This window comes from Nostoc sp. C110 (assembly GCF_043099725.1).
In the GTDB taxonomy this organism is placed as follows: domain Bacteria; phylum Cyanobacteriota; class Cyanobacteriia; order Cyanobacteriales; family Nostocaceae; genus Nostoc; species Nostoc muscorum_A.
In genome coordinates this window covers 3,229,105-3,243,336 of the sequence record NZ_CP171148.1, presented here as the reverse complement: position 1 = coordinate 3,243,336, position 14,232 = coordinate 3,229,105, and the positions used below count along the sequence as shown (strand labels likewise).

The 14,232-nt window shown below is 41.9% G+C and carries 9 protein-coding genes; 7 read left to right on the top strand and 2 right to left on the bottom strand.

The window, feature by feature from the left end:
* Window positions 1-23: 23 nt before the first annotated feature.
* Window positions 24-506, bottom strand: coding sequence for a transposase (locus tag ACFFRD_RS19490; RefSeq protein ID WP_163929423.1), 483 nt, complete (start codon window positions 504-506; stop codon window positions 24-26).
* Window positions 507-1,259: 753 nt separating this feature from the next.
* Here ACFFRD_RS19490 and ACFFRD_RS19485 point away from each other — a divergent pair.
* Both ACFFRD_RS19485 and ACFFRD_RS19480 read left to right on the top strand, forming a co-directional pair.
* A complete protein-coding gene (locus ACFFRD_RS19485; protein ID WP_392483273.1) occupies window positions 1,260-1,385 on the top strand; it encodes a hypothetical protein in 126 nt (41 codons plus the stop codon).
* A gap of 80 nt (window positions 1,386-1,465) precedes the next feature.
* Entirely contained in the window at window positions 1,466-2,146 is a 681-nt protein-coding gene (locus ACFFRD_RS19480) for an SDR family oxidoreductase (protein ID WP_392482810.1), read from the top strand.
* A 461-nt stretch (window positions 2,147-2,607) separates the two neighbouring features.
* Here the strand turns inward: ACFFRD_RS19480 and ACFFRD_RS19475 are convergent, their stop codons facing one another.
* On the bottom strand, window positions 2,608-2,868 hold the full coding sequence (locus tag ACFFRD_RS19475; RefSeq protein ID WP_392482809.1) for a hypothetical protein: 261 nt from the start codon (window positions 2,866-2,868) through the stop codon (window positions 2,608-2,610).
* Window positions 2,869-2,912: 44 nt separating this feature from the next.
* Between ACFFRD_RS19475 and ACFFRD_RS19470 the strand changes: the two genes are divergently transcribed.
* The 5 genes from ACFFRD_RS19470 to ACFFRD_RS19450 all read left to right on the top strand — a co-directional run bounded on the left by ACFFRD_RS19470 (window position 2,913) and on the right by ACFFRD_RS19450 (window position 14,220).
* Window positions 2,913-3,044 (top strand): hypothetical protein, encoded by a 132-nt coding sequence (locus tag ACFFRD_RS19470; RefSeq protein ID WP_392482808.1) that lies wholly within the window; start codon window positions 2,913-2,915, stop codon window positions 3,042-3,044.
* Between the two features lie 537 nt (window positions 3,045-3,581).
* Window positions 3,582-7,883 (top strand): SDR family NAD(P)-dependent oxidoreductase, encoded by a 4,302-nt coding sequence (locus ACFFRD_RS19465; RefSeq protein WP_392482807.1) that lies wholly within the window; start codon window positions 3,582-3,584, stop codon window positions 7,881-7,883.
* On the top strand, window positions 7,884-12,773 hold the full coding sequence (locus ACFFRD_RS19460; RefSeq protein ID WP_392482806.1) for an amino acid adenylation domain-containing protein: 4,890 nt from the start codon (window positions 7,884-7,886) through the stop codon (window positions 12,771-12,773). It begins immediately after the preceding gene.
* A gap of 142 nt (window positions 12,774-12,915) precedes the next feature.
* Window positions 12,916-13,512, top strand: coding sequence for a LysR family transcriptional regulator (locus tag ACFFRD_RS19455; protein WP_392482805.1), 597 nt, complete (start codon window positions 12,916-12,918; stop codon window positions 13,510-13,512).
* Window positions 13,513-13,521: 9 nt separating this feature from the next.
* Window positions 13,522-14,220, top strand: coding sequence for a cupin domain-containing protein (locus tag ACFFRD_RS19450; protein WP_392482804.1), 699 nt, complete (start codon window positions 13,522-13,524; stop codon window positions 14,218-14,220).
* Window positions 14,221-14,232 lie beyond the last annotated feature (12 nt).

The window sequence follows — 14,232 nt, the reverse complement described above, 5'->3', positions numbered from 1 at the left end:
ATAGATTGAGTGTCTGTATTGAATTATGGAAAGACAATTTTGGCGATCGGCGCATGACCTAAGAAAATATAGGCAGCCGGTCTCAGCACACTTTCAGAATAGATAATCTTTTGAATGTCCAGGCTGGGCGCACGTTTGGCGGTGGCATTGTAGGTGGCGATTTCTCCTTTTAGGCTGAAATCGCTCTGAGTGAGGTAGTGGTCATTGTCGTGCATTCCCTGGAAAATAAAGTTATAGATGGGGTTAAGTCCCATCGTTGTGTCGTAATTATCGGGAGATACCCAGAGATGACTTTGCTTGATGTCAGTAAACATCTCTGCGGCATTGTTATAGCGCTCGTACCATGAGAATTCTAGATTGAGCGGGGTACTCTGAAACTCACCCCAGAGCCAATCACACAGTTCTGCGAGTGTTGCATCAGAAATTTCGGCAGGGTCGCCTTCCAGGTATAATTTGGCAAGGGTTTCGACCTGGGAAATTTTTGTGTTTCCTTGAATAGATGTCATATTATCTATTTCCTGTTTTTTTGATAACTCTGATTTCTAGCTTTATTGATTGCTTTCAAATATTGCCTTTGCTTGCATAAGCTTTTGATACTTTTCTTCGCTGACTGTTAGGTATTTGAGGTTCAGTTCTTTTAAATGGATGGAACAGTGAAAGGACGGATCAAATCATCGAATTTTTCGATGGAAAATCGGTTCAAGAATGAATCACTGTGGCTATACTGATTCGGTCATACTCTTAAATCTCCCTTGTCAAGCCACGGTCTTAAGGTAAGTGCTGCCTTTACCTAATTGAGTTTGTAAATCGCTCAGGTGAACATCAACGTGAGTGATGCGATCGCTGAATCGGCTCAGGCTCTCTTCCACTACACCACTAACCTAAGTTGCTAGTGCTTCGTGACCTTCGATGTTATGGCCAGTATGGATTTGGATTTGCACGATGTTCTCCTGTTGTAATTGTGATTGGCTTAGTTTCGAGCCTTCAGGTTAATCTCACTTAAAGTAATCTGCAACTATTGCAACCAAGTATGTGGCGATCGCTTCCAGCAGGCGGTTACGCCATCGCAAAAAAAGTGAGGCTATCCTACCTGAACTTCCTCCTCAGTTTGAACCTTTGCTAAAGCCGCTTTTAGATTTGCTTCCTCGACCTCCGCAAAATCCCTTATTAGTTCCCTTGTTTTTCACTAGAACATAAAACATCGAATACTTCTTGTATCTTGCTAGGTAAATAAGTTAAATTTCATCTACCACTTTTGAATGTTTTACCAAAATCTGTATAATTTATACGATTTAAGTATTGCAGTTGCAGCAGGTGGTATCAGTGGCTACGCTAAGGTTAATTCAAAAATCTCTGCTAGTGTGGCAGGGACGGCAATAGCTTAACTTCTTCCATTCTTGGACAAAAGGATCTTCCACTTGGTTTTCCACGAATTATTGATTCAGAACAGGAATAGCAGAAAAATATGAGTAAGCTCATTTTAATTACAGGCATAAGTAAAGGTCTAGGTTATGCGATGACCAAGGGTTTTATTCAACAAGGGCATACTGTTATTGGTTGCGCCCGTTCATCAGATGCTATTGATAAAATACGCCAGAATTTTAGTGCGCCCAACGATTTCACTTCTGTAGATGTAGCAAATGAACAGCTTGTAAAAAAATGGGCACTAGACGTACTTCAAAAATATGAACCGCCAGATATATTAATTAATAATGCGGCAATTACTAATTATCCAGCACCTTTGTGGGAAATACCATCTGAAGAATTTTCTGATCTAATAGATATCAATATCAAAGGAGTAGCGAATATAATTCGCCATTTCGTACCAGCAATGGTGAAAAAGAAACGGGGTATTATTGTTAACTTTAGTTCCGGCTGGGGACGTTCGACTTCAGCCCAAGTTGCACCATACTGTGCTTCCAAGTGGGCAATCGAAGGATTAACTCGTTCTTTGGCACAAGAATTGCCAACTGGTATGGCTGCTATACCCCTCAATCCAGGTATTATTCATACAGATATGCTTTCTATTAGCTTTGGAAAAGAAGCTGCTAATTATACACTCGTGTCCGATTGGGTATTGAAAGCTGTTCCGTTTATTCTCAATTTAAAACCCAAAGATAACGGGATTCCCTTGACTATACATTAAAGAGTGAATCTCAATTGCGTAGGCGTAGCCCATCGTAGACATCGTTGCCATTAGGAGCCGACAGTTGAATCATCTCAGTAAAACGTGAATACTTAACCGCATCAGTAGGGGGATAATCTGCCGACACTGCAAGTAACCCAATTTTGATCGAACAGAATTCAGGAGTCAGGAGTCAGAATTCAGAATGAATTCTGTGCGAGTGGCGGATAGCGCAGCGTAAAGCCTTCTCTACGAGAGGCTGCGCCAACGGCATGGCTTCGCTTAAAGCGAGTCCACGTTCGCGCAGCGTCTCGTAGAGAGCGTCTGAATAGCCGGGTTTAACACCCCCACCAAATCGTAGGTTTGGTGGTCTTTAATCAGTCGCGGGTCTGAATCCCCGACTGATTTATTCTGACTCCTGAATTCTGACTTCTGAATTCTTCTTCAAATCCTCGAAATAAATCACACCCCCAATACGTCCTTCAAGAAAGGAAAGCTCCATGAAATAAATGATATGGAGCTATGTAGATCAGCAAAAAGTCACTAATATTTATTGCCCTGCTAAACATCTGCTGACAAGTTTTTTGGAGGACAGCATCTAGATATTCATTATGGGCAGGCTCACCCAGGTCAGTAAATTCCGGCCAATCTGCAAAATGATCCATATAAAATAGCCAGATATCGGACAAGTCTGCGTCATTCGTCAGTTTTTGCTTAAGTGACTGCAATCGGTCGATATTCATATTGTGGCAAACAGACAGTACTGTTAAAAAGTTATCAATTATTTTTGCGTGAATGGGGGATTGTTGAGCCGGCTGGTGAATTAGCTGGTTTGCCTTTCCCTATTAATGCTCAGATGCTGCGGCATGGAACAGGTTATCCCAAGGCGAATCGAGGCGATGAAGTTTGTAGATACTGAGTTATCATTGTCTACTCTTACACTTGTACACTTAACCGTATTTTCTCGTAATTTCTTTCAAAAATCAAATAGGATTCCTATCTTAAGAAGTTAATATAAAGCCGTCAATTTCCTATATGAAGGTTAGTTAAATGTTTGCTCAACTGTCTTAACTGTCCACCTTATTATCTTCTTAACTGTCTTAACTGTCTTAACTGTCTTAACTGTCCACCTTATTATCTACTTAACTGTCTTAACTGCTATTGCATTTTATTGACAAAACTGAGATTATTTAAAAGATTTAGGTTAAACAGACTAATTTCATAAAATTTGTACTTGAATACAACAATAATTTCTAAATATTATTTATAGTAAATTGATATAACAAAAAAAGGCTGTTCCTAAATTAATTGATATAAAATAAAAGCAAAATTTATATTTTGCAATATGAAACAGAGTAGTGTTTACAATAGCTTTTAGGTTGCCTAAATTATAGATTAGTAAGTATAAATTTGTAATTTTTAAGTATTATTTAAATTATAGTAAAGAGTGTAAAAAATGAATTTTTTAGAAGAAGAGAGTTTATTTTTGAAGAAAATACAACAACTAAAAACTAAATTTGAATTAGTTTTATTGGAGAAAGCTCCATTAAAGGAATGCACAGTGATTGTGAATAAAACATATCCACTGGAAGTTGTACCATATATTGTTTCAAGCTCAAATAACTCGCTAAAGCAAATTCGCTCTTATCTTCAAAATGTGTCCGGGGAAGCATTATTACCCAAAGCCGTAGTACCAGTATCATATATACCTTTAACTGCCACAGGAGAGGTAGACGAATTGGCTCTGATGAACATTCCTATTGTTGATGAAAGTTTAATTGAGCAAGTAGAAAAGCAACTAAACTCGCATCACAAAATTGAACAGGCAGTGGTAGTGGTGCAGGAGTTGAGAAAGAATATCCCCTCACTCCATTTATCGGATTTGATCCCAGATTGGCAAGACAAGAATGCGATCGCCGGAGGCGGGGTTTTGCCCATCGCTAACGTTGTCCCAATTCCCATAGGCTCCCAAGCCAATACACAACAACATTTCTCAGAGCCAAAGCCACTTGCCATCAGCCACGGCGGTATTCTACCGGATGATCCCAATGCACCTATTACCTTGCCCGAAGTTTTGCAAAGAGCCGCGCAACAGGTTACAAGTGGGGGAATTATTTACCTGCTGCCCGATGGCGCAGAACTACGCCAATCATACGCTGAGTTACTGGAAGTTGCAGAGCAGATTCTTGCTGGTTTGAGAAAGTTGGGACTCAAGCCAAAAAACAAAGTCATATTGCAAATGGAACTTAGCTGTGACATTATTCCAGCTTTTTGGGGCTGCATATTGGGAGGCTTTGTTCCCGTAATCATGGAAGTGCCACCGACTTATAGAGAATCAAACAAGGTGGTGGATAAGCTTTGTCATATTTGGCAGTTCTTAGATAGTCCAGTTATCTTAACTACAGAAGTTCTCAAACCAGAGATAGAATTACTATCGCAATGGCTACCAACAGAACGCCTCAAGATAGGCACAATTGAAATATTAAAAAACAATACTGCCAGTAAACAATATCACCATAGTCAACCAGATGAGGTAGCTCTTTTCAACCTGACTTCTGGCAGTACAGGAATACCAAAATGCGTTCAATTGACTCATCAAAATCTCATTGCTCGCGCCAGAGGGGCTAACCTACTTAATCAACACGAGTCAGAAGATGTAATTTTGAATTGGCTGCCGTTTGATCACATTGGCAGCATTTCCGACTGGCATATTCGTGGTGTGAAATTGGGTTGCACGCTGGTTTATGCACAGAAAGAATATATTTTGGGTCGCATTCTCAACTGGTTGGATTTAATTAATAAATACCAGGTTACTCATAGCTGGGCACCCAACTTTGCTTATGCGATAGTTAATGACTCTCTCAAACAAGAACCAGAACAAAACTGGAACTTATCGTTCGTGAAATTTCTACTGACAGCTGGTGAAGCAGTATCTAGTAAAGCTGTGGAGGATTTTCGAGAAAACTTGGTTGCATACAGACTCAAAGCAACGGCAATTCGCCCAGCCTTTGGTATGGCTGAGATGGGTTCGGGAATTACATATTATCAGCCCCTTCAGGAAGCATCTTTGTTGTTCCATAGAGTAGACAAATCTATATTGCAAGGTACTATTAAACGAGTAGACATAGACCATCCGAATTACAGTACTTTTACCGATTTAGGCTCAGTCATTCCTGGAATTACCATTCGCATAGTAGATGAGCAAAACTCTGTATTAAGAGAAGACACCATAGGGCGTTTGCAAGTTAAAGGCGATGCAGTTTCTCCAGGATATTACAACAACCACAATGCCAACGGTCAATCTTTTTTAAAAGATGGCTGGTTTGATACTGGAGATTTAGGATTTATTACCAACGGACAATTGGTGGTTACTGGTCGTGCCAAAGAAACTATTATCATCAATGGAGCCAACTACTACAGCCATGAAATTGAAGCAGTAGTTGAAGAAATTGCAGAAATTGAAGTGTCCTACACTGCCGCATGTGCAGTGTGCAATGCTGATGATGCAACAGAGAAACTGGCTATTTTCTTCAGTTCGCCGATTACAGAAGAAGCAAAACTGCTAGAGCTACTAAAGAAAATTCGCCAGACAGTGGTGAACAAAATCGGCTTAAATCCTGATTATTTAATTTTATTAGCTAAAGAAGATATCCCCAAAACTGTTATTGGTAAAATCCAGCGATCGCAACTTAGCGATCGCTTCCATGCAGGTGAGTTTAACCCAATTCTCAAAAAATTAGATATTTTACTAGGCAATACCAATACTATTCCTGATTGGTTTTACCAAAAATTCTGGCGGCGTAAGCAAGCCAAGGCTTTGAAGACTTTATCCCAAAATAGTCTAACTATAGTATTCCTTGACGAGCTTGGATTAGGTACATTTATTTGTCAGCAATTGCAGCAGCAAAACCTGCCATATCTGTGTGTCTCACCTGCATCGGATTTTGCTAAAAAAAGCCCCAATCACTTCTTTTTAGCTCCTGAAAATGCAGATCATTATCAGCTATTGCTTGATACCATAAAAGCAGATAACCTGACAATTGGTCAAATTCTCCATTTGTGGAATTATCAAGAGTATCAAGGAGAAATAAAAAGCATAGAAGCTCTTGAAAAAGCCCAAAGTCAGGGAATTTACAGTTTATTTTTTCTTACTAAAGCCCTAGCAAAAACTCAGAATTTCCAAGATTTAGTTCAGTTATTGTTTGTTTCTAGCTACACCCAGTCTACGCAACCAAAAGACAAGGTAGCTTATGAAAAATCTCCAGTTCTAGGTGTAGTTAAAACTATTCCCCAGGAAATACCCTGGTTAAATTGTCGCCACGTCGATTTAGCACCAAATTCGGCGCAGGTAGATGGGAACCATATTCTGCAAGAACTCCAGGTTTTATCAAAAGACCAAGAGGTTGCTTACCGGGATGGACAGCGTTTTATTGCAGGTTTGGAAAAAGTCAAACTGCAAGACAAACCTAAGCAGAAACTTCCCTTTAAACCAGGAGGAATGTATCTGATTAGCGGTGGACTTGGAGGTGTTGCGATTGAAATTGCTAAATATCTAATTAAATTTTTTAATGCCAAATTGCTATTACTAGGTCGCACTCCTCTACCAAGTACAGACGTTGTATCCAAAACAATATCAGACAAAATTAAAGCTTATCAAGAATTAAAGCAGCTTGGAGCGGTGGTTTATGAGGCAGTGGATATCTGCGACTTGAAAGCCACACAGCAAGTAGTAGAAAAAGTCAAATCTAACTGGGGAAGTCAGTTAGATGGCGTGATTCATCTGGCGGGAACTTATCACGAACAAATGTTAGTGGATGAAACACCAGAGAGTTTAGCTGCAATTTTACGCCCCAAAGTCTTAGGTGCTTGGGTACTGCATCAAGTTTTAGAGAAGCAAGGACAGGGGGTTTTCATTAGCTTTTCGTCTTTAGCAAGTTTCTTTGGTGGCGCTACCATTTCCGCTTATGCTGCTGCTAACAATTTTTTGGAAAGCTTTAATCAATACCAACGTTCTATTGGTGGGTTGCACAACTATTGCTTTGCCTGGACAATTTGGCGTGATACAGGGATCAACAAGGGTTATCAGAGGCAAGAAATCACCCACGCTCAAGGCTTTTATGAGATGAGCCTGCAACAAGGGTTGTATTCCTTCTTGGCTGGTTTATATCATGACCAAGCACAGCTGATAGTCGGTTTAGATGGCAGTAATCCCAAAATTCGGCGTTTTACCTCGGAGTTTCCGGGGTTACAGAAATTAACTGCCTATTTCACTACGAGTAACGGTGCTGCCGTACCAGAATTATCAGATTTTACAGTGCGCGTAGGCGTAGCCCGTCGAAGACATCGCTTCACAACAACTGTCAACTGTGACTTCGTGCAACTATCACAAATGCCCCTCACTGCCAAGGGCGAAATTAATCGAGAATTATTGGCTAGGGGGATGACTCGTACAGAAGCGATCGCTCCCCGAAACGAAACGGAACGGCAAATAGCTCAAACCTGGCAAGAAGTTTTAGGAATACCCCAAATCGGCATTCACGACAACTTCTTTGAACTGGGAGGAAATTCTTTGCTAGCCTTCCAAGTCATTTCTCGGTTGCGTGAGACTTTTTCTGTTGAATTGTCGCCCAATCGTTTTTTTGCATCTCCTACCGTAGCTGGTTTGGGAGAAAGTCTGGAGGCGCTACAAACTGTTGTCACCAAATGGAATGCAGCTATGGATGACGCAGAAAAAGAATATGAGGGAGGCGTACTATAAATGACAATAATAGAATTTGTATCTTATTTAAATAGTTTAGGCATAAAAATTTGGCTGGAAGGCGGCCAGTTAAATTATCGCGCTCCCAAGGGAGTGATGAACCCAGACCTGAAAAACAAACTTCTAGGGCGCAAATCAGAAATCCTAGCTTTTCTAGAAGAAGCTCAGATTGCAACAGACTCTTCCTTTGAGCCAATACCATCTATAGAACGCTCTGAAGAGTTGCCTTTATCTTTTGCCCAGCAGAGGATGTGGTTTCTCTATCAATTAGAAAGCCAAAGCCCATTTTATAACGAGGGTTTACAGCTGCGCGTTGCAGGTGTATTCAACGTAGAAGCTCTACAGCAGAGTATCAACGAAATCATCTGCCGTCACGAAATTTTACGGACAACATTTCCCGCAGTTGACGGGAAACCCTTGCAAATCATTTCTCCTAGCTTGACAATCAACATACCAGTGCTGGACTTGCAAGGTTTAGAAGAATCAGAAGTACAACAGATTGTCACCAAGGAAGCTCGGCAACCTTTTGATTTGAGTAATGGCCCTTTATTGCGGGTTACTTTACTGCGCCTGGGATCGGAGTCCCATGTCCTGGTATTGATCATGCACCACATAATCACGGATGGCTGGTCAATGGGGATATTCATCCAAGAATTGTCCACTCTCTACCGAGGTTTTACTCTTAATTCCCCTTTGCTTCTGGCTGAGTTGCCCATCCAGTATGCTGATTTTGCAGTTTGGCAGCGACAGTGGTTGACTGAGGAAATTCAAAAACAGCAACTAAATTACTGGAAGCAAAAGTTAGCCGATGCGCCACCCTTATTAGAACTACCCACAGACAAACCACGCCCCGCCGTTCAGACTTTCTGTGGTGCTACCCAGGAATTTCAAATTGACCAGAATTTGAGCAGGCAAATCAAAACCTTCAGCCAACAGTCAGGAGCTACCCTATTTCATACCCTACTGGCGGCTTTCGTCGTTTTAATGTTTCGCTACAGTGGTCAAGATGATATCTGCATTGGTAGCCCCATTGCCAACCGCAACCGCAGGGAAATAGAATCATTGATTGGCTTTTTTGTCAATACATTGGTACTGCGTAATCAGATCAAAGGAAATCCTACTTTCAATGAGTTTCTCTCTCAAGTGCGACAAGTTGCAACGTCCGCTTACACTCACCAAGATGTTCCTTTTGAACAAGTGGTAGAAGCGTTGCAACCAGAACGTTCTCTTAGCTACAATCCCCTATTCCAAGTGGTCTTTGTCTTAGAGAATTTCTTGTTGGATACATTAGAATTGCCTGATGTCACCCTGACTCCTCAATTTGTAGAACGTGGAACATCTCAGTTTGATTTGACCTTGGCCGTTTGGGATACAAAAGCGGGACTGATAGGTTCGTGGGAATATAACAGCGACCTATTTGAGCCAGATACCATTGCGAGAATGACAAGTCATTTCCAGACTTTGTTAGCAGCAATTATTGCTAATCCGAATCAATCCATTGGTGAATTACCACTGCTGAGTCAGCAAGAGCGACATCAGTTGTTAGTGGAATGGAATGATACTTATACGCCTTATCCTAAGAACAAATGCATCCATGAGTTGTTTGAGGAACAGGTTGAAAAAACACCAAATGCGATCGCAGTAGTCTATGAGAATGAGTCCCTCACATACCAACAGTTGAACGATCGCGCGAATCAGTTGGCGCATTATCTGCAAACTTTAGGTGTGGGTGCAGAGGTATTGGTAGGAATTTGCATTGAGCGTTCGCCCTTAATGGTAGTAGGATTGCTGGGCATTCTCAAGGCTGGTGGAGCATACCTACCCCTTGACCCAGCATATCCCCAAGAGCGGTTGGCGTTCATGCTAGAAGATGCTCAGGTATCGGTGCTGCTGACCCAGGAAAGTCTCGTTGCAACCTTGCCGCCACATCAAGCGCAGGTAGTTTGTCTTGATAGCGCAACCTTCAGCGCGATCACAGAGAATTTACCTCACACGGTGACAACTGACAATCTGGCTTATGTGATTTACACCTCCGGTTCTACTGGCAGACCCAAAGGAGTGCAAATTGAACATCGAGGATTATTAAATCTCGTCTTTTGGCATCAACAAGCTTTTGCAGTGTCGTCCCTTGACCGAGTAACACAAGTTGCTGGAGTAGCATTTGACGCTTGTGGTTGGGAAATCTGGCCTTATCTGACGGCTGGAGCGAGCATCCACTTTCCCGATGATGAAACCCGGCTTTACCCTGAGCAACTGCAAGACTGGCTGTTGTCAAAGGCAATAACCATTAGCTTTCTACCAACACCAATGGCCGAGAAAGTTCTGTCATTAAATTGGCCGGCCAATGCTGCTTTGCGAACTTTGCTCACAGGTGGAGATCAGCTTCATCAGTATCCTTCGACTTCTCATCCCTTTGAGGTGGTGAATAATTACGGGCCAACAGAAAATACTGTAGTCGCAACCTCCGGTGCTGTTCCTAAAAGACAACAAGCTTACTTACCACCTGCGATCGGGCGAGCGATCGCAAACACTCAAGTTTATGTACTGGATTCCCTGTTGCAGCCTGTACCCATTGGTGTCATAGGCGAATTGCACATCGGCGGTGAGAGTTTGGCACGGGGTTATCTCCACCGTCCCGACCTAACCGCAGAACGCTTCATTCGTAACCCTTTTAAAAGAAGCAGGGGGCATACTTCGACTGCGCTCAGTAACCAGGGAGTAGGGGGCAAGGGGGAAACAGAAAACTGCGATCGCTTGTATAAGACGGGCGATTTAGTTCGTCATCAAGCTGATGGCAATATAGAATTCTTGGGTCGCATTGATCACCAAGTGAAGATTCGCGGCTTCCGCATTGAACTTTCGGAAATTGAGGCTATTTTGACTCAACACCCCCAGGTACGCGACGCTGTGGCGATCGCTAGAGAAGATATACCTGGTGTTAAAAGTTTGGCAGCTTATATCATCCCAGAATTGACACAGCCAACCAGTAATGAGCTACGCCTGTTTCTCAAGTCAAAGCTCCCCAGTTACATGGTTCCTGCATCCTTCACAATTCTAGAAGTTCTGCCGATTACCCCCAACGGGAAAGTAGATCGTCGGGCATTACCAGTACCGGAGTTCGAGTCCGATGAATCCACTGGCTTTGTCTCTCCTCACACCCAGACTCAAGAAGTCTTGGCAAAGATTTGGCGGGATATTTTAGTCCTAAAACAAGTCGGCATCCACGACAACTTCTTTGAATTGGGTGGAGATTCCATCATTAGTATGCAAATTATTGCCAAAGCTAATCAAGCTGGACTCAAACTGACTCCCAAACAATTATTTCAACACCAAACAATAGCTGAATTAGCTACCGTTGCTGGTATAATTAATTCGGTTCAATCAGAACAAGGTTTAGTTACAGGGGTTGTCCCTCTAACACCGATTCTGCACTGGTTCTTTGAGCAAAATCTACCTCAACCTCATCACTTTAACCAATCCTTCCTACTAGAAGTTCCCGCAAATTTGCAACCGGAATTACTAGAGCAGGCATTACAAAAGTTACTCTCCCATCACGATGCTTTACGCCTGCGGTTTGTGCAGCAGGATGGGCAATGGCAGCAGTACAACAGTGATGCAAGCGATGAAGTATCGTTGGGCATTGCAGATTTGTCATATCTGCCCCCAGCAGAATGGTTAAAGGCGATTGAAGCAAAAGCGGACGAAACACAAAGCACGCTGAACTTAGCAGATGGGCCGCTGATGCGGGTCGTTCTGTTTCACTTAGGCAATTCTCCCGGACGTTTACTCATCGTCATCCATCACTTGGCTGTCGATGGCATCTCGTGGCGGATTTTGCTAGAAGACTTATCTGAGGCATACAAACAATTAGAAGTTGGCAAAAGTATCCAACTACCTACAAAAACCACGTCCTTTAAGGATTGGGCAATTCGATTGCAGGATTATGCCCGCAGTCAAGAACTCCACTCACAGCTAGATTATTGGCTGGACTCAATGCAGTTCCCAATTGCTCCTTTACCGTTGGATTATGCTGCTGTTGCTCAAGATAACACTGTAGCTTCTAGTCAAATTGTATCTGTATACCTGAGTGTAGAACAGACTCGCGCTCTGTTACAGGATGTCCCTGGAGCCTACAACACTCAAATTAACGATGTGCTGCTGACGGCATTGGTGCAAACTTTCACTCGTTGGACAAGTTCTTACTCCCTACTGATTGACTTAGAAGGTCACGGACGAGAGGACTTGTTTGAGGATGTGGACTTGTCCCGAACCGTAGGCTGGTTTACTAGTATATTCCCCGTGCTGTTAAAACTGGAGCCTCAAAACGATCCCGGAGAGGTTATCAAGTCGGTAAAAGAGCAACTGCGACGTATTCCCAACCGGGGTATTGGTTATGGCATCTGGCGATATCTTAGCTCAGATAAGAGCGATAGCGTTCGCGGAGCGTCTCGTAGAGAAGCGCTGCTGCGTTCGCCCTTGGCGTCTCCCCTTGGGAGAAGCGCAGTTCGCAATCAATTACAACTGTTCCCCAAAGCTGAGGTGAGCTTTAACTACTTAGGTCAATTCGATCAAACGCAGTTAGCAACCCTTGGATGGAAATATGCCCAAGAGTCTAGCGGTTCCATTCACAGCCCCAAAGGACAGCGCCGCCATTTGTTAACTGTGAATGGATTAGTTGTTGAAGGGAGGTTGAAATTAGAGTGGCAATATAGCGAGCATTTTCATTCCTGGGCCACTGTAGAAAATCTCGCTAATGAGTATATAGAAACCTTAGAAACTATTATTGCCCACTGCTTAACTCCAGAGGCAGGTGGTTATACTCCTTCTGATTTCCCAGAAGTTGAGTTTAGCCAAGAAGCTTTGGACGAACTGCTAGCAGAAATTAATTAAATAAAGTCGTCCACATCTAGAAAGTAGGTTTCTGTTTTAACAAGGTTTTCTGCAAATAAACTAAATTCCTGGAGGTTATCTATAACCAAATTGCCAATGACTCGCTACCAAAAAATATCATGATGATTACTCAGGAAAAACTATGCTGGAATTTCAGATTGAATTTCAACCTCGTATCCCTCCTTCAAAAAATTTAGTCATAGGTACTTTGGGGCCTAATGCTACTAGTAGTGACTACGCTGCCAAGCATATAACTAACCATCTGCTCTCAGAACAATTTACTGTATCAACTCAGTTGTTTGATACTTTTATAGATGTCAAAGAAGCTTTGCTACAAGACAAAGTAGATATGGCTTTAGTCCCTCATGCTTACGACCGAATTAATGAGTTTTACATGGAGCCAAGTTTTGATCTAGGCTTCATTTTTATATTTCCTACTCCAGTTTATGGATTGGCTAAGAAAAAAAATAAAGAGGCCGTTTTTAACGGTTCTAGAATTGTTACCCATCCGGCTCCTCTACCTCTGTTAACGAAACTATTGCCAGACTCTCAAGATCAAACACAAATACAAGTGGATTTGTCTCCTTCTACCAGCGATTCAGCGATGCAGGTAATGCAGGGTTTAGCCGATTTTGCTATTACTAATGAGAATGCCGTGAAAGCCTACGATTTAGAATTTATTTCAATCTATGGAAACATCCGTATGAGTTGGTCGATTTTTCAGAAAAAATTAAATTAGCAAAAAGTTATGTCTAAATATTTTCCCCAGCCAAAAACCATCAAAATTAATTCTGATGTAGAGTTAATCGCATTTCAATGTCAAGACACAGTTGTGCAATTAGCTTCTATTCCCCCAGGAGCTACTTTTGAATTACATCGACATCCCGAAAGTCAAATTGGAATGCAAATTGCGGGACGTTTGGAATTTAACCTCAACGGGACAAAAGAAATTCTCGAACCCTTTGGGCAAGTTTATGTAGCTGGTTCTAATGTTCTTCATGGTTCTAAAAACCCTTTTTCAGAAACAGCATTAGCGTTTGATGTGAAACGCATCACAAATTCTGAGGAAGCTGAGGAGGCTATTCTGAAAGTTTCACCAACTCAAGATGAAATTACAGGTTTTGAGTGTCAGTCTGTTGTTGGTTCTTGGTTTGAGATTGTCATCACCAAAATTCCTCCAAAAGGAATAATCCCAATTCGCCAATCTGGTAATGAAACAATGGGAATAATTCTTAACGCTCGATTGACGATCGCAGTAGAAGAACAACAGCAGAATTTAAAATATGGTAGTGTTTATTACACTCCTGCTAACGCTCTTTATGGAGGACATAATCCTTCTGATGAAACAGTATCTGTGATTGAAATTTTGATTAAACCTCGCTCTAATTTCTCTTTTAAAGATGCTTTTTTAAAGACAGATGTAGTGCGATCGCTAACTACTTCATAAAGGATATTTATC